Source organism: Saltatorellus ferox (assembly GCA_007751475.1).
In the GTDB taxonomy this organism is placed as follows: domain Bacteria; phylum Planctomycetota; class UBA1135; order UBA1135.
Window position 1 is genome coordinate 3,508,891 of the sequence record CP036434.1, and the last position, 20,494, is coordinate 3,529,384.

The following is a 20,494-nucleotide window of genomic DNA, read 5'->3' on the forward strand; positions in this document are numbered from 1 at the left end:
ACTTGGGGCAGAGTCCATGGCACAACCCGCGGATGGCCAGGAAACAGTCGAAGCGCATTCCGCTGGACGGAACCCTCGGGAGGGCCGCGGACCGCGGCGATGGGTCACAGTCCGGTGGCTTGACGCACAACCCTTTCGCGGCGCTTCGTGCGAGGGTCGTGGGGGATTCTGTCGGCGGGGATTCTGTCCAGGAATCCCCGGGCGTTGACGCCAGGGCCGGAGCGCCAGCGGAGAGCGAGGCGAGGTCCAGGGGCGCCGGGGCGCTCGGCCTCGAGGCCGGCGCGACCCTGATCGTCCGTCACGAACGCAAGGGGCACGGCGGGAAGACCGTCACGGTGATCGATCTGAGCCGTGCAGGCGGCTCTTCGAAGGCGACCCTCGAGTCCCTGGCGAAGGACCTGCGGAAGGCGCTCGGTGCGGGTGCCCGCGCCGGGGATCAGGAGATCGTCGTTCAGGGGGATCTGGTCGAACGCGTGGCGCGCTTCCTCGAGGACAGCCACGGCGCGCGCGTCATCCTCGGGACCCGCTGATGGCGAGCCCGGACTCCGCCCCGTCCACCTCGGACGCAAAGACAGCGTCCGAATGGTGTCGCGCCTACGTGGAATCCAGCGACGTCGCGGAGAAGCTTCGGCCTGCTCCGCGACCCGGGGATGGAGACCCGAGCCTGGGCGCGGAGCGGGACCTTCCACGGCGGCTGCCGGGCCCGGGGCGCGCGGCTCACCTCCGCGTGCTCGATCGAGCGGAGAAGATCCCGAAGCCCGGTGCGCTCGTCGAGGCGTCGGCGGTGGCCAAGCTCCTGCACGTCTTTCTGCACCACGAGATCCAGGCGGCCGAGCTGTGCGCGTGGGCCTTCCTCGCGTTCCCGGAAGCGCCGTCGGAGTTTCGGGCCGGCCTGCTCGGCATCCTGGACGACGAGGTGCGGCACGCCGCGCTCTACGCCGGCCGTATCGAAGAGCTGGGCGCCTCCTACGGAGACTTCCCCGTGCGAGACTGGTTCTGGGCGAGGACGCTGACCGCCACGACGCCGCTTCAGTACGTGGCGCTCATGGGGCTCGGATTCGAGGGAGGCAACCTCGAGCACGCCGCGAGGTTCGAGGCGCTGCTGCGCGAGGCGGGCGATGAGCGCTCGGCCAGCCTGGTCGGCCAGGTCGGTCGCGAGGAAGTAAGTCACGTCCGATTCGCCGCGCGATGGTTCTCGGAGTGGACCCACGGCGACCCGACGGAGAGCCCCGATTTCGATCGCTGGCGGGCGGAGCTGCCGCCGCCCCTGACGCCCGAGGTGCTGCGTGGGAAGCCGCTCGACCGCGACCGTCGGCGCCGCGCGGGTCTTTCCGAGTCGTTCCTCGATCGGCTCGACGACTTCGTGGACCCGCTGCGTCCCGTGCGAGGAGCACGGGGGAAGGATCCAGAGGTGTCGTGAGCGTGTCCCGGGTCTGGGTACTCAACTTCGACGCGGAAGCCGAGCTGGCCACCGGCCGCAGAGCCCCGGTGCCCTTCCTCGGCAGACCCTCCTGGATCGCCCACGGGGACCTCGTGCTCGACGGCGCGGGACCCGGTCCGGGCGAAGGCGTCCTGCCCGCTTCGGGCAGGGACGGCGTCGCCTGGTGCCCCACGCCGGACGCGCTTCGGCTCCTGCGCGCGGCGGGAGCTCGCCGACTGCCCCGCGCGCCAGCGGAGCCGACTTTGCGCGCCGCGAACGCGCGCGAGACGTTCGCGGACCTGCATCCGCTGGCGGCTTTCGGAGCCTCCGTCGCGGAGACGTCCGGCGAGGTGGAGGCGGCGCTTCGACGGCCCGCGCTGCCGCGCCACTCCTCGCGCGCACCCGCCTGGTGGCTGCGCGAATCCCTGTGCGCGGCCGGTCAAGGGCGCTTCCTGGCGGAGCGCTGGACGCGGGAGTCGGCGGCATGGACCGAGCGCGCCTTTGAGTCAGGCCCCGTTCACGTGCTGCCGGTCGTCGACATCGAAGAGGAGTTCTCGGCCCACGCGTTTCTCTTCTCGTCGGGCGCGACCGCGTTCGGACGGCACGTGGGCCAGGTGGTTCGCGGCGGCTCCTGGCGCTCCGCCGAACCGCTCGCGGATTCGATCCCCGAACTCGAGACCGTCCTCGGGGAGGTCGAGGCCCGCCTGCGAGCCATGGATTACGCCGGCCCGGTGGGGGTCGACGGCTTTCGATGGCGCGACGCCGACGGGGCCTCGCACATCGCGGCGGGGACCGACATCAACGCGCGTTACACGATGTCGATGGGGGCGGCGTTTGACGAAGTCCCGACGGAGTGGGACGCGCCGCGCGGCCCGAGCCAGCTCACTCCGTGAGGTGCTCTTCCAGCGTTTCTTCCAGGCGTCGAAGGTCGGCCGCGGTGTGCTCGCTGTTGACGGCGATGCGGATCGTTCCGCCCGCCCCGGCCGTCGGGTAGTGGATCGCGGGCGCGAAGAGGCCGGCCACGTGGAGCGCCGCGCTGAGACGTTCGGCCTCCTGGCTCGTTTCGAACTTCAGGACCAGGACGGGAAAGAACGTGCCGCTCGGCGCGGCGGCGCCGATGCGCCGGGCCGAACGGTGGAGCTGGCCGGTGTTGGCGCGTAAACGCTCCAGGCGCTGCGGCTCGGATTCGATGATTTCCAGGCTGGCGAGCGCGGCCGCAGCCAGCGGTGGCGACAGCGCGGTCGTTCCGATGAAGCTCGCCGCGAAGCGCTTCACGCTGGCCACGTGTTCGGCGCTCCCTGCGATGAAGCCGCCGCCCGAGCCGATGGCCTTCGCGAGCGAACCCGTGATGAGGATGCGCTCGTCGCTGATCCCGAAGGCCTCGCACGTGCCTCGTCCGTTCGGACCGAGCACACCCACACCGTGGCAGTCGTCCACGACCAGGATGCCGCCCGTGGGGAGGTAGCGAACGAGTTCGTTGAGGGGCGCGAGGCGACCGTGCATCGCGAAGATCCCGTCCGTCAGGACGAGCGGCGACCGATCCTTGAAGCGGTCCAGCAGGGCGGTCGCATGGGTCATGTCGCCCGGGCCGTAGTGGAACGCCTCGAGGCCGGCCATACGCGCGGCGTCCGTGAGGCTCGGGTGCGCGTCCGAATCATGCAGGGCCACGCCGACGGCAGATTCGAGCGCGGAGACGAGGGCGAGGTCGGCGAGATAGCCGTCGGCGACGACGAGGGCCGCTTCGACGTCCAGGAACTCCGCCAGCCGAACTTCCAGCGTCTCGTGGATTTCCAGGTTGCCACTGGTCCCGCGCGAAGCGAGGCCGGACGGGCCATACCGGTCGATCGCGTCCTTGGCCGCTTGCCGTACGCGCGGGTCATGGGCCAGTCCGAGGTAGCCGCACCCGTGGAAGGCGAGGAGGTCGATGCCGTCCCGGCGGACCGTCGTCGCGGTGGTGGACTCGAAGGCGGGGCGGGGTCGCTTCACGGCTGGGTGGTTGCTGCGGTGGGGATCGGGCCTGCGTGGGGGATCGGGCCGCCCGCGGTGGCGATCCGGGGGCCGAACACGTACCCCACTCCGCCGTTGGCGAACCAGACCTGCTCCATATCCTCGCGCCGATAGACGCGCGGGACGTCGAGGGGCAGGCGCGCCGCGGGGTCGTTGACGTGGACCTTGCCCTTCGGGCCGAGGCCCGTCACGACGAGGAGATGTCCAGCCGTCTTGTTGTAGGGCGCGCCGCGGAGCTGGCCCTCCTTCGCGCGAATACTCGCAACGACGGGCAGCCCGCGATCGAGGTAGTCCGCCACCGCATCCCACGAGGAGACGCGGACGAGACGGCCGGGGATCCCGAGGGTGGCGGGGCCCTGGACCGCCCGATTCCAGTTGCCGTAGATATCGTGATCCGCGTCGAAGAGCGTCTCGGCCATCGTGCGCGTGGGCACGTCAGCGCCCTGGTAGGCGGAGACCATGGAGACCGACGTGGGGCTGCAGATGCGCCCGCCGATGTCGTCGCCGACGGTCCTCTGGGAGCGCGGCTCGACCTCCACCCTCGCCGTTTCGCGCCATGGCTCCTGACCCGTTGCGGCCAGCTGAATATTGAGCTGGCCCATGTCGGAGAGAACCACGCTCGCCGCCACGTCGGCGGGGTCGAGCGGCGTCTCCGTCCCGCGGAACCGAAGCTCGACCGCGCGATGCGGCTTCTGGAGCTGCAGGACGTCGACGGCCACCTTGCCGAAGTCGAACCGGGTCGGCGTGTCCTCTCCGCGCGGGGGAGCGGCCCACTCACCGATACGAAGCCAGGGGGACCAGGCTCCGTCGGTCGCTGCGGCCAGCGCGCGGATCTCGACCGTGAACGGAGTGCCCGAGGGCACGTTCCAGGACGGTAGAGCCTCGGTGAACGCGGCGCCGTCACCGATCGATTCGCTCACGAGCGTCCCGTCGGGAGTGGCGTTCAGGGTGACCTCCAGGCAGCGATGGAGCGGATCCATCGCCACGTCAGGAAGGGTCCAGGCGACGCGGGCCGGAGCGGAGGAGAGGTCGATCGCGTCCGCTCCCTCGTGGCTAGACGCGCAGGCGGAGACCAGGACTCCCGTGAGGAGCCAGGCCGCGCCGAATCGGGTGAACGGGCGGCGCGTAAGAGCTGGAGTTGGAGCAGGATCCGATGGGTCGGTCATGCAGGAGGTTATACGCTGGAGAGGATGCGGACGACGATGCACGGAGGAAGAGACCTGTTTGGAGCATGTTCAGAATCGCTCCCCGGGATGGGGGGCGCCGTGGTGGTCCTCGTCTGGCTGGGGTTGTTTCCCGGCCTTCTCGAGCCCTTGAACCCGGACGGAAGCGCGTCCGGGCTTCCGGCGCTGGCCCTCGCCGGGACCCTCGCTCCGGCTCTGGGCGCGGCCTCGGGGGCGCTGCTCCATGCGTGGACGCGGAGGAGCCGCGCGCAGGCGCGGCTCCTGGCCACAGGCCTCGTGGCTGCCCTGCCTGCGGTGTGCTTCGCCGGGCGATTCGCCTTCGGGCTGGCGCATCCGGCGCAGGCAGCGGGACTCGCGGCACTGTGGCTCATCGGTGTGGCCCTCGTGCCCGCCCATCCGGGGAGCTTCGCGGTCGGGCTAGCGCGAGCCAGCGCACTCATGGTTCTCGCCCTCGTCCTCGACGGAGCCGCCTCCGCGTGGGGTCTGTTCCAGGAGTCGCCTCCCTGGTCCCCGGAAGTCGCCGCAAGGCTCCTGGACTTTTCGCCCCGGGCGTTCACGATGGAGATCGCTGGTTTCGACTGGATGCGGCATCCATCGGTGTATGAAAGCGTCGGCACGGACCGAATCTCGCCGACCTTGCGTCAGCCCTACGGAATCGCGGGATCGGAGGCGGGCTCCTGGCGCCAGGTGGTTGCGGTGCTACCTCTCGTTGTGGTGGGATCTACGGCGCTGGCCGTTCGCCTGTTCGGTCGCCGCACCGTTCCAGCGACCCGTTCCGACGCTGCGCATCCTGACTCTGCGAATCCTCGCTGACGCCGGACCAGAATTCCCCCACACGAATACCCCATGTCCTCGCGCCAGTACTTCTGCAAGTTTCCGCAGTCGCTGATCTCGGAACCATTGATCTCCCACACCCTGGGCGCCAAGTTCGGGGTGGTGCCGAACATCCGCGCCGCGACGATCTCGGCCACCGCCGCCCACGTGGTGGTGCAGATCGAAGGTGCCGCGACGGCGATCCAGGATTCGGTGGCGTACCTCATCGAGCGCGGGGTCGAGGTTCAGGAGATCCAGGAAGGCGACGCACCGCCCGAACTCTGATGGCTGCGGAACGGTTCTCGTTCGCGGGAGCGGCTGCTCTGCTGGCGGTCGCGCTGGGCTGCACCGCCGTCGACCCCTTCGGCAAGAAGGAGGTGTTCGTCACTCCCGAGCGCGGGGCGGTGGTCTCGGAGCATCCGCTCGCGACGAAGGCCGGACTCCTCATGCTGGAGGCGGGCGGCAACGCGGCCGATGCCGCGGTCGCCACCGCGCTCGCGCTTGCGGTGGTCTACCCCCAGGCAGGCAACCTCGGCGGCGGCGGGTTCGCGCTCTGGGCAGAGCCTGGAAAGCCTCCCGAGTCGCTCGATTTCCGGGAGATGGCGCCGTCGCGATACACGGCGAGCCTTTACCTCGACGGCGATGGCGAACTGGTCAAGACACGTTCGCTCGTCACCCCGCTCGCGGTCGGCGTACCGGGTTCACCGCTCGGTCTCTTCGAACTCTACGCGAAGCACGGCTCCAAGGACGTCAGCTGGGCGAGGCTCTGTGAGAGCGCGATCCGCCTCGCCGAGGATGGCTTTACGGTCGACCCGTGGCTGGCCGCGATCCTGAGGCGCACGGAGATATCGCTTCTCCTGCGCGCGGATCCCGGCGCCGCGGAGACCTTCTATCCGGGCGGTCAGCCCCTGAAGGCCGGCGATCGACTCGTTCAGCCGCGACTCGCTCAGACCCTGCGCATCTACGCGGCGCAGGGGCCCAAGGGCTTCTACAAGGGAGTCGTTGCGCGGGCGATCGTCAGGGACCTCAAGGATGCGGACGAGCGTTCGGGGCGAGTCGCAGGGAGCGCGTTGCTCTCGGAGGCCGACCTGGAGAACTACGTCATCCACTGGAGGCAGCCGCTGATCGGGTCCTTCCGGGGGAACCAGATCGTCGCCATGGGGCCACCGAGTTCCGGCGGGGTCGCGCTGCTGCAGGTCATGGGGATGCTGGAAGGGCTGCCCCTCGACGTCGATCGCGCGGATTCGCTGCGTCGGATCGAGCTGGGGCTCGATCCAGCGCCCGTGATGGGCAGACTCGGGATTCCCTCCAGAGGTGATAGCTCCTCGACCGGAGACGGGCCCTCGATCGGCGACGGAGGAGTCCTCGACCAGCGCGAGCCGACCGGCGTCAGCGCGCGAGCGGTGCACTGGTGGATCGAGGCGATGCGTCGCGCCTTCGCGGATCGCGCGGCGCACCTCGGCGATCCAGACCAGATGGAAGTATCGGTGGCTCAGCTCCTCGATCCCCGCTGGATCGCAGAGCGTCGCGTATCCATCGGCGAGCGCGCCGACACGGACGTGCTGGCCTGGGCCCCGTCCGTGCCCGATGGTTCGGGGGAAACGACGCATCTGTCGGTCGTGGATGACGAGGGCAACGCGGTCTCCTTGACCACGACGCTCAACGGCAGCTTCGGAAGCGGGATCTTCGTCGACGAGGCCGGGTTCCTGCTCAACAACGAACTCGACGACTTCTCGATCCAGGCCGGAACGCCGAACATGTTCGGCCTCGTGGGGGCGGAGGCGAACCAGCTCCATCCCGGTCGGCGGCCGCTGTCTTCGATGTGCCCGGTGATCGTCAGGAACGAGGAAGGCAACGTTTCGCTGGTGGCCGGGAGCCCCGGCGGTCCGCGCATCATCACGGCGGTGATCCAGGTGCTGCTGCGTGTGCTCGTCTACGAGCAAGGGCTCGTCGAGGCCATACGCGCGCCGCGCGTGCACCAGCAGTGGCGGCCGATGGAGACGCGCCTGGAAGACGGCTGGGACCCCACGCTGGTTCGGTGGCTCGAGGACCTTCACGGGCAGCCGGTCTTGCCCTCGGATGGCCGCTATTTCGGTTCCGTCCAGGCGATCCGCGTGGGGCGGGACGGCGCGGTCGAGGCGTACAGCGATCCGAGGCGCGGCGGCTCCGGCGGTCTGGAAAACGGCGACGTATCGCCCCCGGCACGACTCCCCGAGTAGCGGCAGAAAACGCGGGGGCGGAGCCGATCGATCGGCTCCGCCCCCGCGATGTCTGGCGTCGACGCCAGGGATCAGTCGATCTCGATATCGCCGAGATCCAGGTCGTCGAACTCGCCGGACTTCTCCTTGGCAGCCTCTGCCGCCTTCTCCTTGGCGCGCGCCGCTGCCTCGGCCGCCACGTCGGTCTTGTCGTACTTGGCCCAGTGTTCCGGGTCCTCGAGCACCTGCGCCCAGCCTTCGTGGAAGACGATGATGAGTCGCTTGTTGAAGTACAGGTCGACCGCCTTCATCTCGCCGGTCGAGCTGTCCTGGGCCGTCCGCCAGTCGAAGGCGCGGCCCGTATCACTTCCACGAGCCCGATCGAGCGCGTCGGCCGCACGGAAGCCCATGCGGTTTTCATCGGGCTTGTCCGGGTCGAGCTTGATCATCTCGTTGATGATGGCCGGCCAGGCGTTCTTCCCCGCAGCGATGAGCTTCTTCTGGGCACGACCACCGGCGGCGCCCGCGTCAGGATCGAAGAACTCGGCGGCCTTCTCCTGGAGTTCCGCCCACTCCTCGTCCGTCGCGCCGGGTGGCTTGCCGAACGGCTTCAGCCCGGAGAGGTCGGTCTTGGCCTTCGACTGCTCGGCCTCGGTCGAGCCCTCCTCTGCCTTCGGCGCGGCCTTGGCTTTCGGCTCGTCGGCCGCAGCGACCTCGTCCGCAGCCGCGGCCGCTCCGGCGTCCGCGGCGTCCGTCGACGTCGCGGCCTCGCCCTCGGAGGCGGTGGTCGTCTCGTCTCCTGCAGCGGTATCGTCCATGCCACCGAGGGCGGCGGTATCGACGTCCCCTGCGGCTCCATCCGCGCTCGCGGCGGTCTCCTGGCCTGGCTCCGCTGCCTCGGCCTTGTCGCCATCGAATACGCCGCCGAAATAGGCGCCCGCGCCGCCGAGGACGATCACGCCCGCCGCGATCAACGGCACGGGTGATTTCTTCTTCTTCTCCGGACGCGCGCGACGACCTCCACGGGTCGTCCCGCCGTTGTCTTGGTTCTCCGCGTCGTCCTTGGCACCGCGTCCGCGGCCACCGCCCGCGCGGCGCGAGCTCGGGCGGGAGGAGCCGGCACCGCTGCGCCCGGCGCGCGAGGAAGCGGGCTTGACGTCCGCATCGCTGTCGCTCTTCGCGCTAGCGCGTGTCGATGCGGCGGCCTTGGGAGGGGCCGCTTTGGGAGCTACGGTCGGCTTCTTGGGGGCTACCTTCGCGGCGGGCTCGGCCGTCTTCTTCGCGGGCGTTCCCTTCGCGACGGCCTTCGGGGCCGGCTTGGCGACCGGCTTCGAGGCTGCCTGGGGTGCGCTGGTCTTTCCCTGGCCTTCGAGTTCGGCCTTCTTCCGCGCAGCGATCTGCTCGCGCATCGTCATGCCGCCTTTCTTCTTGTCACCAGCGGGCTGGCCTCCTGCTTGGCCGGCTGCTTGGCCACTGGGGGTCTTGCGCGGAATGGGTTTCGGCTTGTTGTCGCTCATGGAACTGGGGTCGCCCGCAGAAGGGGGCGAAGGTGGTGGGCGAGTGCGGGGATCGCAGCTCGGAGGGGTGATGTGATCGGTGGTGGGGGCGTCAGTTGCCGTCGGCTTTCTTCTTGCGCTCGCGTTCGGCCTCTTGCTTGGCCTTCTCGTAAAGGCGGCGCTCCTCGTCGGTCTCCGGCTTGAAGTCCGGGTCGTTCAGGAGCGGGTCGCCTGCGGGTTCGTCGGTCTCCTGGAACCGCTTGTACTTGCGGTCGTACCAGCCGAACCATTGCTTGATACCCGATTCGATGCGTTCCTGCGTGGAGCCCATCTCGACCGCGACGGCGAACGTCGTGCGGTGCTCGGTGATCTCTTCGAGGATCTGGTGAATGAAGTTCAGGCGGATGCGGTCCTCCTCGTTCTTGTCCATGTCGCTCGACATCGTCTCGACGATGGTGGACATCTTCGTGAGGAGCGCGGGGATGGCGGCCTTGCCCGCGATCGTCAGCTCCTCGGAGATGGGATTGCGAACGCGCGGCGGGGCGTCGATGTCCGTGACGAGGTCATCGACGAGCTTCGTCAGGCGGGCCTGGCGATCGGCGGTGACGTCGGCGTCGAAGGGGATGGCGCGGATCTTCGATTCGTAGACCTTGGAGCCGTCGGAGAGCGTCTTCTTCTCGGCCTTCACGCGAAGGCCGCGGCGACTCTGGGCGGCCTCTTCGGGCGTCACCCAGCGTTCGACGTGGGTCCAGCGCCACTGATCGTCCGCGCCGCCTGCGCCGCCGATGTTCTTCAGGTACCACTGGGTCCAGCGATCCGGAAGGCCTTCGTTGGCGTTGCGGTAGACGACCTTCAGGCGGACGATGGCCGTCACGCCATCCGTGTACTCGACCTTGCCGTCGAAGGGATCCCAATCGCGGACCGCGCCTTCTTCTCCGTCGGTCATGACGGCCTCGACGAGTTCGTCCTGGAACCGGAGCCGGGCCATCTCGTCGAGCGTGCCCCAGGCGGGTCGCTCCTCCGCCGCCGGAGCCTCTTCGGTGCCGCCGGCGGCCTCGTCCGCCCCCGGCTCTCCGGAGCTGGCGCCGAATTCGACGCTCTGCACCGGAGCAAGCTCCTCGCCCGCGAACTCCTCGTTGGGGACGTGCTCGTAGGCGGCTTGCCGATCCAGCAGCGCGCCGATCTTCGTCTCATTGACCGCGAAGGCTGCGGCGTGCAGGCTGCGGGCCAGCTTGACGGCCGGGCCTTCCCAGCCAAGAGGGTCGACGTACTCGGTGGCCTCCTTCTTGACGACCACCTCGGGCTCCTCTTCGATGACCTCGCGGTTGCCGCCGCTCTTGGAGGCCATGATCGCGACGATCGCCACGCCGACGACGATGACGCCGATCATGACGAACTTGGAGGTCGGGTCGTCACCGCGGTTCTTCGAGGCTCCCTTGGCGCCTGCGGGACGTGCGACATAGATGTGACCGCACGAGGGGCACTTCACCTTCGCTCCCTCCTTGCTGTCCGGAAGCTTGGCCTGGCTACCGCAGGAGGTGCACTTGATGATCATGAAGAGCTTGGGCCTGGACGGCCGCGAAGGGGGAAGAATTGGCGGTCTGACGGAGGGGCAGAGGGCCGCGGGGGCCGTTTTCTGCGGGTCAGGAGGCGTGAAACGTAGCGCCCGGCGTAGTCTCTCGCAACTTCTGAGGGGCTGGTCGTCGCGCACGGGCACCCTCCAGGGGAGCATGTCGCCCCATGAGTCAGATTCCTTTCGACCTGTCGTGCCCGTTCGAGCCCATGGGCCACCAGCCCCAGGCCATCGAAAAGCTGGTGTCAGGGCTGGCTGCGGGTGAGCCCCACCAGTGCCTCCTCGGGATCACCGGTAGCGGCAAGACCTTCACGATGGCCTCCACGATCGCGAGATCGGGCCGCCCGGCGCTGGTTCTCTCCCCGAACAAGACGCTGGCCGCCCAGCTCTACTCGGAGTTCAAGGAACTCTTCCCGAACAATGCGGTCGAGTACTTCGTCAGCTACTACGACTACTACCAGCCCGAGGCCTATGTGCCTTCGACCGACACGTTCATCGAAAAGGACGCCAGTCGAAACGAGAACATAGAGCGACTTCGGAACTCGGCGACCCGTTCCTTGCTGGATCGGCGCGATGTGATTCTGGTCGCTTCGGTCAGCTGCATCTACGGTCTCGGCAGTCCTTCCAACTACAGCCGGATGGCGGTGACGCTGAAGGTGGGTCAGGAGGTGGAGCGCGACGATTTGCTGCGCCAGCTGACCCAGATGCAGTACGCGCGCAACAACCTCGACTTCCGCCGGGGCACGTTCCGCGTCCGAGGAGACGTCGTCGAGGTCTTTCCTTCCTACGAGGACGACGAGGTGATCCGGATCGAGTTCTTCGGCGACGAGATCGAGAACATCACGCGGGTCAATCCGCTCGTGGGGGAGATCCTCGGGGACGTGGACGAGGTGGTCATCTATCCCCAGAACCACTACGTGGCGCCCCAGGACAAGCTGACCTCGGCGATCCCCCTGATCGAGGCCGAGCTGGCGGAGCGCCTCCAGGAACTCAAGGGCCAGAAGAAGCTCCTCGAAGCGCAGCGGCTGGAACAGCGAACGCGGCACGACCTCGAGCTCCTGCGAACGGTGGGGGTCTGCAACGGCATCGAGAACTACAGCCGCTACATGGATGGCCGCCACGCGGGCCAGCCACCGTTCACGCTCTTGCACTATTTCCCCGACGACTTCGTGATCTACATCGACGAGAGTCACGTGTCGGTGCCGCAGGTCGGAGCGATGTACAAGGGCGACCGTTCCCGCAAGGAGACCCTCGTCGAACACGGCTTCCGCCTTCCCAGCGCGCTCGACAACCGCCCCCTGAAGTGGGACGAATTCGACCGCCTCGTGAAGCAGCGCGTCTACGTCTCGGCGACGCCGTCGAAGTACGAGAAGAAGGTCGCGGAGGGGCACATGGTCGAGCAGATCGTTCGTCCTACCGGTCTTCTGGATCCGGAGATCGAGGTTCGTCCCGCGCGAACGCAGGTGGACGATCTCCTCGCCGAAGTCCGCAAGACCATCAAGGCCGGCTTCCGCGTTCTTGTGACGACGCTGACGAAGCGCATGAGTGAGGACCTCACCACGTATTACGCTGATCTCGGCGTCAAGGTGAAGTACTTGCACTCGGAGATCGATGCGCTGGAGCGCTCGGCGATCCTCCGTGATCTGCGGATGGGGGAGTTCGATGTCCTGATCGGCATCAACCTCCTCCGAGAGGGCCTCGACCTCCCGGAGGTGGCTCTCGTCGCGATCCTCGACGCTGACAAGGAAGGCTTCTTGCGCGGAGAGACCAGCCTCGTTCAGACGTGCGGCCGAGCGGCCCGTAACGTGGAGGGTCGCGTGATCTTCTACGCCGAGAAGGTCACGGACTCGATGAAGGCCGCCATGGACGAGGTCACCCGGCGCCGTATCGTACAGATCGAATACAACGCCGAGCACGGCATCACCCCGAAGACCATCATCAAGCCCATTCGTGATGGCATCGAGGCCATGTACGAGATGGACTACGTCGGTGTCCCCGACATCCCGGACAAGGTGTCCGACAAGGAGGCCGAGGACGATCCCACCACCTGGCCGACGGGCCGCCTTCGTGGTGAGATCGCTCGGACCCGGGCAGACATGCTTCTGGCGGCCAATGAGCTGCGTTTCGAAGAGGCCACAAAACTGCGGGACAAGCTCAAAACGCTGGAGGCGGCTGAGCTGGCGCGGTGAAGTCGTGCGGCAGTCCTCCGCTGTCCGCCGCGTCCGCCAGGACGCCCGGGCCCGTCTCGGCCCCGCAGGGGCTGAGCGGCCCGCGCGAGGCCTGCCCTCGCGGCCCGTGCGGCGAGCACGCCTGTCCGGCGAGGACGCCTGCCCGGCGAGGGCGCCCGTCCGGCGAGGACGCCTGCGCGGCGAGCGCACAGCGGTGCAACCGCTATTTCCTCGTCAGAGGAAATGCCAGAGATACTGCGCGCTGTTGCAGCGATAGGACGGCTCGGCATTCGATGCCTTGGTCGCAGTCCTGGCCGCTGGAGGTCTCCCGACACAGACTGCCTGCCGTTCGCGCGAAGCGTCGAACGCGTGGGCTGAGGCTTCCCGCTAACGGCTTGTGGGCTGCGCGCGGACCGATACCCCAGCAGGTCTCCCGGCGCAGGTCTCCCGGGACAGACTGCCTGCCGTTCGCGCGAAGCGTCGAACGCGTGGGCTCAGGTTTCTCGCTGACGGCTTGTGTGTTACCCGCTGGAGCGCTCGCCCGCATGGGCGAGCTGGGCGGGTCTGAGGTCTCAAGTCTCGGACCTCAGACCTCAGACCTCAGCCCTCAGCCCTCAGCAGCAACTTCGAGATCTGCCCAGCTCGCCCATGCGGGCGAGCGCTCCAGCGGCCAGCACCGAAACCGTCAGCGGGAAGCCTCAGCCCACGCGTTCGACGCTTCGCGCGAACGGCAGGCAGTCCGTATCGGGAGACCTGCGCCGGGAGACCTGCCGGGGCAGCAGTCGGCGGGAGGTCTGCTGCCAAGGCAAGTGGAGCCGGGCCGCGCGATCGTTGTGACAGCCAAATGCCGGGCCGCCCTATCGCTGTGACAGCGCGCAGTATCTCTGGCATTTCGCCTGACGGCGAAATAGCGGTTGCACCGCTGTGCGCTCGCCGCGCAGGCGCCCTCGCCGGGCAGGCGCCCTCGCCGGGCAGGCGCCCTCGCCGGGCAGGCGTCCTCGCCGGACGGGCGCGCTCGCCGCGCAGGCGTGCTCGCCGCACGGGCCGCGAGGGCGAGCCTCGCGCGGGCCTCGCGCTGACGCGCGAGAGCCCGGGTGTCCTGGCGGACACCGGAGAGCTGAGGGGTCAGGCCGGCCGTGAACTCGGCCGTGAACCCAGCCCAAGGACCCGGCAGTGAACCCACCACTGACCCTCTCGCCCGCCTACGTCTCACCCACCTCTCGGGCCGTCGCAGCCACCACCCGATCGGCGAAACGACTGAAGGGCATGGTTTGCATCCACACCCGCCCGGGACCCGTGAGGCTTGCCAGGAAAAGACCCTCTCCGCCGAAGATCTTGGACGTCACACCACCGACGAGCCGAATGGAGTAGTCCACGTTCTCGTCGAAGCCGACGAGGCAGCCGGTGTCGACGCGTAGCTGTTCGCCCTTCTCCAGCATTCGCTCGATGACGTGGCCGCCGGCGTGCATGAACGCAAGGCCGTCACCGCTCAGCTTCTGAAGGATGAAGCCCTCACCGCCGAAGAAGCCCGCGCCTAGCTTCTTGGTGAAAGCGACGGAGACGCTCACGCCCCGGGCCGCGCAGAGGAACGCGTCCTTCTGGCAGAAGACCGTTCCATGCCGGAGGTCGACCGGCTTCACGTTGCCCGGATGCTCGGAGGCAAAAGCAACGCGCCGGGGGACACGGCCCTCGTTCTCGAAGCTGGTGACGAAGAACTTCTCGCCGGCGAGCTTTCGCTTGAGGCCGGAGAACACTCCGCCGCCCGTCGACGTGCCCATGTCGATGTCTTCCTCCATGAACATGAGGGCGCCGGGCTCTGCCTGGACGGCCTCACCTGGATCGAGCGTGATGACGACGGCGTGGAAGTCCTCGCCGATGATTTCGTAGTCGATGTCGTCTGCCATGGGATCAATCTGGAACGTAAGTGGGCTCTTTCGAGGCGATCGGCCCATGGATGAGCCGGGTGTCATCCCTCGTCCTAGGCATGAGAGCCTCTGGCCTGGCATGATTCCAGGGTGACGGATGACTTCTATTGCGACGAGGTGCTCTCGGGGAAGACCCGGGTCGACGTGGTTCTGGAGACCGAAACGGTCCTCGCCTATCACCACACGCGACCGTTCTGGCCCGTCCACATCGTGGTCATCCCCAAGCGGCATGTGCCCTCGCTGACGGACCTGGGCGACGCACCCGAGGCGCTCCTCCATGAGCTGATGTCGGTGGTCCGCGTCGTGGCCAGGCAGGTGGAGGAGGAGCACGGGGCGGCCCGCGTTCTGACGAACCTGGGCCTGTACCAGGACTCCAAGCATCTCCACTTCCATGTGAATTCCGGCGACCCGCGCGCCTAGCCCCGTTTCTGTCCATGAGTGCCCTGCCCAAGCTGAGCGGTCCCGAGCTGGAGATCGCCATTCGAAAGTTCGCGCTCGAAGGCGAGCTGACAGGATTCACGGAGCTGCGGCGCGGCCACATCCATGACACCTACGTCTCGACGTGGGAGAACTGGAGCGCCGCCGGAGGCAAGAAGCGCTTCCTTCACCAGCGGATGAACGACGCGGTTTTCGAGGATATCCCCGCGCTGATGCACAACGTCGCGGTCGTGACCCAGCATCTGATCGATGCCCCGGTGGGGGAAGTCGACGACGCCACCGCGCACCTCACGGCGCTTCGGCTCGTTCGTGCACGGGACGGCGGCGACTACGTGATCGCGGGCGGCACACCCTGGCGCACCTACCACTTCGTCGAGGGCACGCTCTCCTACGATCACCCGAAGTCCGCGGAGATGGCCTTCGCGGCGGCGAGCGCGTTCGGTGACTTCCAGGTGCGGCTCAGCTCGCTGGATCCGGACGAGCTGCGCGTGACGATCCCGAACTTCTTCAACTCGGAAGCGCGGCTCAGCCAGCTCGACGACGCGTGTCGCCGGGACCCCGAGGGCCGGGCGGCGGAGGTCGCGCCCGAACTCGAGGCCATCCACGATCGGCGCGCGCAGGTGCCGATCATGGAGCGAGCGCTTCGGAATCACGTGATGCCGCGGCGCGTCGTCCACGGAGACACCAAGCTGAACAATGTGCTCTTCGACGAGAAGCGAGACGTCCCGCGCTGCATCGTGGACCTCGATACGTGCATGCCGGGCTACTCTCTCTTCGACTTCGGAGACCTCGTTCGCTTCACGGCCGCCACGGCGGACGAGGACGCGCGCGATCTCTCGACGGTGAGCATCGACATGGAGATCTACCATGCGCTGCGCGACGGCTACCTTCGGCACGCCCATCGATTCCTGTCGGCCTTCGAACGCGAGCACATGGCCTTCTCGGCTCGGCTGGTTTCCCTGACCCTGGCGATGCGGTTCCTGGCGGATCACATCCTCGGGGACGTGTACTTCAAGACGAATCGCCGCGGCCACAACCTGGACCGCGCTCGGGTCCAGCTGCGCCTGGTCGAGGAGATGGAGCGCCTGCTTCCCCGCGGTCACTGAGGCGGCCGCGGGAGGACTGCGAGGGCGGCCAGCGATTGGCCGCAGCAGGCTTGGCCTGCGCAGCGCGAGGGCCTATACAGGGGGCGTGGCGCAGCACATCGACGACCCGAAATGGTGGCCCAAGGAGGTCCCGAAGAGACCCGGGGTCTACCTCTTTCGGGCCAAGGACGGGCGTGTGCTCTACGTCGGCAAGGCGAGCAACCTTCGGAGTCGGCTGAGTAGCTACCGGCGACCCGGCGGCGACGGGCGCTACCTGATCCGGTTCTTGATCGAGGATGCGGAAAGCGTCGAGACGCTGGTCACGCGGACCGAGCAGGAGGCGCTGCTGCTGGAGGACACCCTCATCAAGCAGCACAAGCCTCCCCATAACATTCGCCTCAAGGACGACAAGTCGTTCCGGATGCTGCGCTTCGACTACTCGGACCGATTCCCGCGCCTGAAGCACGTGCGCGCGCATTCCCCGGAAGTCGGCAAGGAGGGTGGGCGCAGTCGCTACTTCGGTCCCTTCGCGAGCGCGAGTGCTCTTCGCAAGACCGTGTCCGACCTCCACCGCGTCGTGCCGCTCCGGGACTGCCCCGACTCGGTGCTGAACAACCGGAGCCGCCCGTGCCTGAAGCACCAGATCGGACTCTGCAGCGCGCCTTGTGTCGGCCTGATCGGGGAGCCCGAATACGCGGATCTCGTGCAGAGAGCCGCGCGGATCCTGTCGGGCGATGCCGAAGAGCTTTCCAGGGATCTGGAGCTGCGGATGCTGGAGGCGTCGCAGGCGCTGGAGTACGAGCGAGCGGCGGTCTGGCGGGACAGATTGGCGGCGCTGCGACGGACCATCGAAGGGCAGGGCGTTCGGCCCAAGGACGACGTGGATCGCGACGTCCTCGGCCTCGCGCGGCGCGGTGATCGGGCCGCCGTCCATCGAATCGCGTGGCGAGATCGGCGCATGGCGGAATCGCGAACGCACCACTTCCTGTCGGAGCTTCCCGACGAGGAGCTGATGCACAACGTGCTGACGGCGCTGTACGCGCCGGGCCGACGCAAGCCGCCGACGGAGATCCTTCTGCCGGTTCCGCCGGTGGAGCAGCTCTTCCTGGAGGAGACGCTCGGCTCGAAGCTCGTGATCCCGACCTCCGGCGACCGCAGGCGCATGCTGGACTTCGCCTTCGAGAACGCGACGGCGGCGCTGAAGCGCCAGGGGGACGAAGAGGACCGCGATGAGGACGCGCTGGGCCAGCTCGTCGAGCTGCTCGATCTCGATGCCTCGACCGAGGTCATGGACTGCTTCGATATCTCGAACATGCAGGGTTCGAACGTGGTCGCCAGCCGGGTGCGTTTTCGACGCGGCCATCCGGATCGCTCGGGCTATCGTCGCTACAAGATCCGCAGCGTCGACGGCCAGGATGACTTTGCTTCCATGCACGAGGTCGTCAAGCGCAGCCTGGATCGTGGCTTGAAGGACAACGACCTGCCGGACCTCATCGTGATCGATGGTGGCAAGCCGCAGCTCGAGCGGGCTCTCGAAGCACGACAGGAATCGGGTGCGTTCCACGTGGCCATGATCGGGCTCGCCAAGGCGCGCGCGGAACGGACCGTGAAGGGGCGCCGCAAGGGGCCGGTGGAGGAGCGCATCTGGCTTCCCGGCGCCGAGGGCCCGATCATCCTGACGGCCCACAGTGCGGTGCGGCACCTCTTGGAGCGCATCCGCGACGAAGCCCATCGTTTCGCGATCACCTACCATCGCAAGGAACGAGGCAAGATCACGAGCCGACTCGACTCGATTCCGGGCGTTGGCCCCGCGAAGCGGAAGGCTCTTCTTCGAACCTTCGGTTCGGTGGCCGGTGTGGCGGAAGCCAGCGTCGAGCAACTCGCGAAGATCGAGGGCGTTTCTCCAGAACTTGCTCGCGCTATCGAAACGGCGCTGCGTAAGAATCCCTGACCCCGTCTCTTTTCTCTGACCTCACTTAACCGGAAACCATGCAAATCTTCATCAATCACCCGAACTTGAAGTCTGATGAGGCCTCCATCCAGGAGTCCGTCGAGCATATTCTTGGCCGATTCGAAGCTCGCCTGACCCGTATCGAAGTGTTCATCAAGGACATCAACGGTGATAAGGGCGGAGTGGACAAGCACTGCTCCATCGAGGCGAGGCCCAAGGGCCTCGACCCGATTGCGGCCGAGCATGAGGCCGAGAACATCCCCGCGGCCGTGCAAGGGGCTGCGGAGAAGCTGAAGACTCAGCTGACGCGTCACTTCGACAAGCTCGGCCATCACTGACGTTTCGCGGCGATCGCGACGGGCGAACAGGCCCTCGAACCTCCGTGTTGCTGGTGGGACCAGGAGCTAATTGCACCTCCGGATTGGTGCAGTTTCATGGAATCTGCATCCGCGGTTGGGATAGGCTCGCGGATCGATGAAGCCAGGACCTTCGAGAGCCGGCCCCGGGGCTGATTCCGAAAGGGCGCCGTTTGCACGTGTGCCGGCGGTCTTGATCCCTGTCGTGGCGTTTCTCCTCGTCCTGTTCATGACGCTTTTTGCGGCTTCGTACGTGGAAAGTCTCGAACTGCGGAGCCATCGGGAGGCCTTCGAAAGTGCATCGCGCGATCGAACGGCCGCGGTTCGCCGTGGTTTCGAAGCCGGGCAGGCGATCGTGGAGTCTGTTGGCTCCTTCTTCGATGCGTCCTCCGATGTGTCGGATCAGGACTTCGATCTATTCGCGCGCTCTCTCATTCGGGACCACCAGATTCTCAGCGCGCTCAGCTGGGTTCCGCGGGTCCTCGCGGACGAGCGCGCGAGCCATGAAGCCCTCGGGGGGCTGACCCATCCTGGCTACCGGATCACCGAGCGCGAGGGGCCAGGTGAGATGGTGCCACGAGCCGATGCCGAAGAGTATTTTCCCGTCCGGTATATCGTCCCGGTAGAGACCAACGAGGAGGCCGTCGGTTTCGACCTCGGGTCGGATGCAACGCGCCTGTCGGCGGTGCAGGAGGCAGGTCGGCGAGGGACCGTGGTGAGCACCGCGCCCCTGGTTCTGGTGCAGGATCAGGGCCCGGGGAGAGCCATCGCGATGCATCGGCCCCTCTACGACCAGCCCCAGATCGAGCACCTCGAGCCACAGAGCTCCGACTCGTTTCGTGGTGTAGTGAGTGCCGTCTTTCAGATCCAGGACGTGGTTCTGGAGGCCATTCAAAGCCTGGAACCGATGGGGCTGGACTTCGATCTCCTCGACGTGACGGATCCTTCTGGGCCCGTGGAGGTCTGCAACCACAGGTCGGATCTTCAGGCGAGAGTCGAGAGCGCGGTTCTCGCCGATGAAGTCCCTCTACGTTCGACCGGCGGTTTTGAAATATGTGGGCGGACGTATCAGCTGGCGTTTCGACCCGCTCCCGGCGGGCTCGACCTCGGCATGAGCCCCGCCGTGCGCGGTCTCCTGATCTTTGGCACGCTCCTCGCACTGGCGATCGCCGCTCTCGTGGTCATTCTTCAGCGCTCCGATGCCCGTGCGAGGAGGAACGCGGGCGTTCTCCAGCGGCTGTCGCAGAGGCTCATCACCGTTCAAGAGTCCGAGCGGCAATTTCTGGCCCGTGAACTCCACGATCAACTCGGCCAGGATCTGACGGCGCTGCGCGTGAACATGCACGTGGTCGCCTCGACGGATCATCCGGAACGGCAGCAGCGCGCCTTCGCGGAGAGCAACTCGATCCTCGACCGCATCCTCGAACAGGTTCAAAGTATCTCGCTGGATCTCCGGCCCACGGTGCTGGACGACCTCGGCTTGCAGCCGGCACTTCAAACGTATCTTCGGCGGGAAGCCGAAAGGAGCGGCCTGAAGCTCGAGTTCCACACGAATCCACTGATCGGCCGTCTTCCGGAAGACGTCGAGACGGCGGTGTTTCGCTTCACACAGGAAGCCGTGGTCAACGTCGTCAGGCACGCCAGGGCGTCGAAGCTCCAGGTCGCGCTCTGTCAGCCCGGCCGGGAACTGCAGGTATCCATCGCGGATGATGGCGTAGGATTCGAGCCCCGGACCAAGCGAAGCGTGGCAGGAGGCTTCACCAGCTGTGGGCTCCTCGGCATGCAAGAGCGCGTCACCCTGGTGGGCGGCACGATGGAGATCGAGTCGCGCCCCGGCGGCGGAACCCTCGTGACCGCCCGCATCCCGATCGAATGACGGC

General features: G+C 67.4%; 17 protein-coding genes. 12 read left to right on the top strand and 5 right to left on the bottom strand.

Annotation, left to right across the window (positions count from 1 at the left end):
• The first annotated feature begins 32 nt into the window (after nucleotides 1–32).
• Genes Poly30_RS12525 through Poly30_RS12535 form a run of 3 tightly spaced genes read left to right on the top strand, consistent with a single transcriptional unit; the run spans nucleotide 33 to nucleotide 2,313 of the window.
• Complete coding sequence (locus Poly30_RS12525; RefSeq protein ID WP_145197769.1) at nucleotides 33–530, top strand: translation initiation factor; 498 nt, start codon at nucleotides 33–35, stop codon at nucleotides 528–530.
• Nucleotides 530–1,420: a DUF455 family protein gene (locus Poly30_RS12530; RefSeq protein WP_145197771.1), complete on the top strand. Its 891-nt coding sequence runs from the start codon at nucleotides 530–532 to the stop codon at nucleotides 1,418–1,420. The genes Poly30_RS12525 and Poly30_RS12530 overlap by 1 nt, the downstream gene beginning before the upstream one ends.
• Nucleotides 1,417–2,313 (top strand): hypothetical protein, encoded by an 897-nt coding sequence (locus tag Poly30_RS12535; protein ID WP_145197773.1) that lies wholly within the window; start codon nucleotides 1,417–1,419, stop codon nucleotides 2,311–2,313. Before Poly30_RS12530 ends, Poly30_RS12535 begins: the two co-directional genes overlap by 4 nt.
• Here the strand turns inward: Poly30_RS12535 and Poly30_RS12540 are convergent.
• Together Poly30_RS12540 and Poly30_RS12545 are read right to left on the bottom strand one after the other, a co-directional pair.
• Complete coding sequence (locus tag Poly30_RS12540) at nucleotides 2,303–3,406, bottom strand: aminotransferase class I/II-fold pyridoxal phosphate-dependent enzyme (protein ID WP_419191306.1); 1,104 nt, start codon at nucleotides 3,404–3,406, stop codon at nucleotides 2,303–2,305. The two genes, Poly30_RS12535 and Poly30_RS12540, sit on opposite strands and share 11 nt — an antisense overlap.
• Entirely contained in the window at nucleotides 3,403–4,593 is a 1,191-nt protein-coding gene (locus Poly30_RS12545; RefSeq protein WP_145197776.1) for a C39 family peptidase, read from the bottom strand. The genes Poly30_RS12540 and Poly30_RS12545 overlap by 4 nt, the downstream gene beginning before the upstream one ends.
• Before the next feature lie 87 nt (nucleotides 4,594–4,680).
• On the opposite strand from Poly30_RS12545, the gene Poly30_RS12550 reads away from it, so the two are divergent.
• Genes Poly30_RS12550 through Poly30_RS12560 form a run of 3 tightly spaced genes read left to right on the top strand, consistent with a single transcriptional unit; the run spans nucleotide 4,681 to nucleotide 7,643 of the window.
• The gene (locus tag Poly30_RS12550) at nucleotides 4,681–5,424 is read left to right on the top strand and encodes a hypothetical protein (protein WP_145197778.1); all 744 of its coding nucleotides are present in this window, start codon (nucleotides 4,681–4,683) and stop codon (nucleotides 5,422–5,424) included.
• A gap of 33 nt (nucleotides 5,425–5,457) precedes the next feature.
• Nucleotides 5,458–5,709: an NIL domain-containing protein gene (locus tag Poly30_RS12555; protein ID WP_145197780.1), complete on the top strand. Its 252-nt coding sequence runs from the start codon at nucleotides 5,458–5,460 to the stop codon at nucleotides 5,707–5,709.
• On the top strand, nucleotides 5,709–7,643 hold the full coding sequence (locus tag Poly30_RS12560) for a gamma-glutamyltransferase family protein (protein WP_145197782.1): 1,935 nt from the start codon (nucleotides 5,709–5,711) through the stop codon (nucleotides 7,641–7,643). The genes Poly30_RS12555 and Poly30_RS12560 overlap by 1 nt, the downstream gene beginning before the upstream one ends.
• Before the next feature lie 71 nt (nucleotides 7,644–7,714).
• On the opposite strand, the gene Poly30_RS28420 is transcribed toward Poly30_RS12560, so the two are convergent.
• Together Poly30_RS28420 and Poly30_RS12575 are read right to left on the bottom strand one after the other, a co-directional pair.
• Nucleotides 7,715–9,139 (bottom strand): hypothetical protein, encoded by a 1,425-nt coding sequence (locus Poly30_RS28420; protein WP_419191307.1) that lies wholly within the window; start codon nucleotides 9,137–9,139, stop codon nucleotides 7,715–7,717.
• Nucleotides 9,140–9,230: 91 nt separating this feature from the next.
• The gene (locus Poly30_RS12575) at nucleotides 9,231–10,673 is read right to left on the bottom strand and encodes a zinc-ribbon domain-containing protein (protein WP_419191308.1); all 1,443 of its coding nucleotides are present in this window, start codon (nucleotides 10,671–10,673) and stop codon (nucleotides 9,231–9,233) included.
• 185 nt (nucleotides 10,674–10,858) lie between these two features.
• Between Poly30_RS12575 and uvrB the strand changes: the two genes are divergently transcribed.
• Nucleotides 10,859–12,880, top strand: coding sequence for an excinuclease ABC subunit UvrB (gene uvrB, locus Poly30_RS12580; protein ID WP_145197786.1), 2,022 nt, complete (start codon nucleotides 10,859–10,861; stop codon nucleotides 12,878–12,880).
• Between the two features lie 1,181 nt (nucleotides 12,881–14,061).
• Here the strand turns inward: uvrB and Poly30_RS12585 are convergent.
• A complete protein-coding gene (locus Poly30_RS12585) occupies nucleotides 14,062–14,763 on the bottom strand; it encodes a TIGR00266 family protein (RefSeq protein WP_145197788.1) in 702 nt (233 codons plus the stop codon).
• Nucleotides 14,764–14,874: 111 nt separating this feature from the next.
• On the opposite strand from Poly30_RS12585, the gene Poly30_RS12590 reads away from it, so the two are divergent.
• From Poly30_RS12590 to Poly30_RS12610, 5 genes are all read left to right on the top strand, one after another.
• Nucleotides 14,875–15,204, top strand: a complete 330-nt coding sequence (locus tag Poly30_RS12590; RefSeq protein ID WP_145197790.1) for an HIT family protein — start codon at nucleotides 14,875–14,877, stop codon at nucleotides 15,202–15,204.
• Nucleotides 15,205–15,218: 14 nt separating this feature from the next.
• Nucleotides 15,219–16,328, top strand: a complete 1,110-nt coding sequence (locus Poly30_RS12595; RefSeq protein WP_145197792.1) for a phosphotransferase enzyme family protein — start codon at nucleotides 15,219–15,221, stop codon at nucleotides 16,326–16,328.
• An 85-nt stretch (nucleotides 16,329–16,413) separates the two neighbouring features.
• Nucleotides 16,414–18,258 (top strand): excinuclease ABC subunit UvrC, encoded by a 1,845-nt coding sequence (uvrC, locus tag Poly30_RS12600; protein WP_419191309.1) that lies wholly within the window; start codon nucleotides 16,414–16,416, stop codon nucleotides 18,256–18,258.
• Between the two features lie 38 nt (nucleotides 18,259–18,296).
• Nucleotides 18,297–18,596 carry an HPF/RaiA family ribosome-associated protein gene (locus Poly30_RS12605; protein ID WP_145197796.1) on the top strand — a complete coding sequence of 100 codons (300 nt, stop codon included), beginning with the start codon at nucleotides 18,297–18,299 and terminating at the stop codon, nucleotides 18,594–18,596.
• A gap of 223 nt (nucleotides 18,597–18,819) precedes the next feature.
• Nucleotides 18,820–20,490 (top strand): sensor histidine kinase, encoded by a 1,671-nt coding sequence (locus tag Poly30_RS12610; protein ID WP_419191310.1) that lies wholly within the window; start codon nucleotides 18,820–18,822, stop codon nucleotides 20,488–20,490.
• The last annotated feature ends 4 nt before the right edge of the window (nucleotides 20,491–20,494 follow it).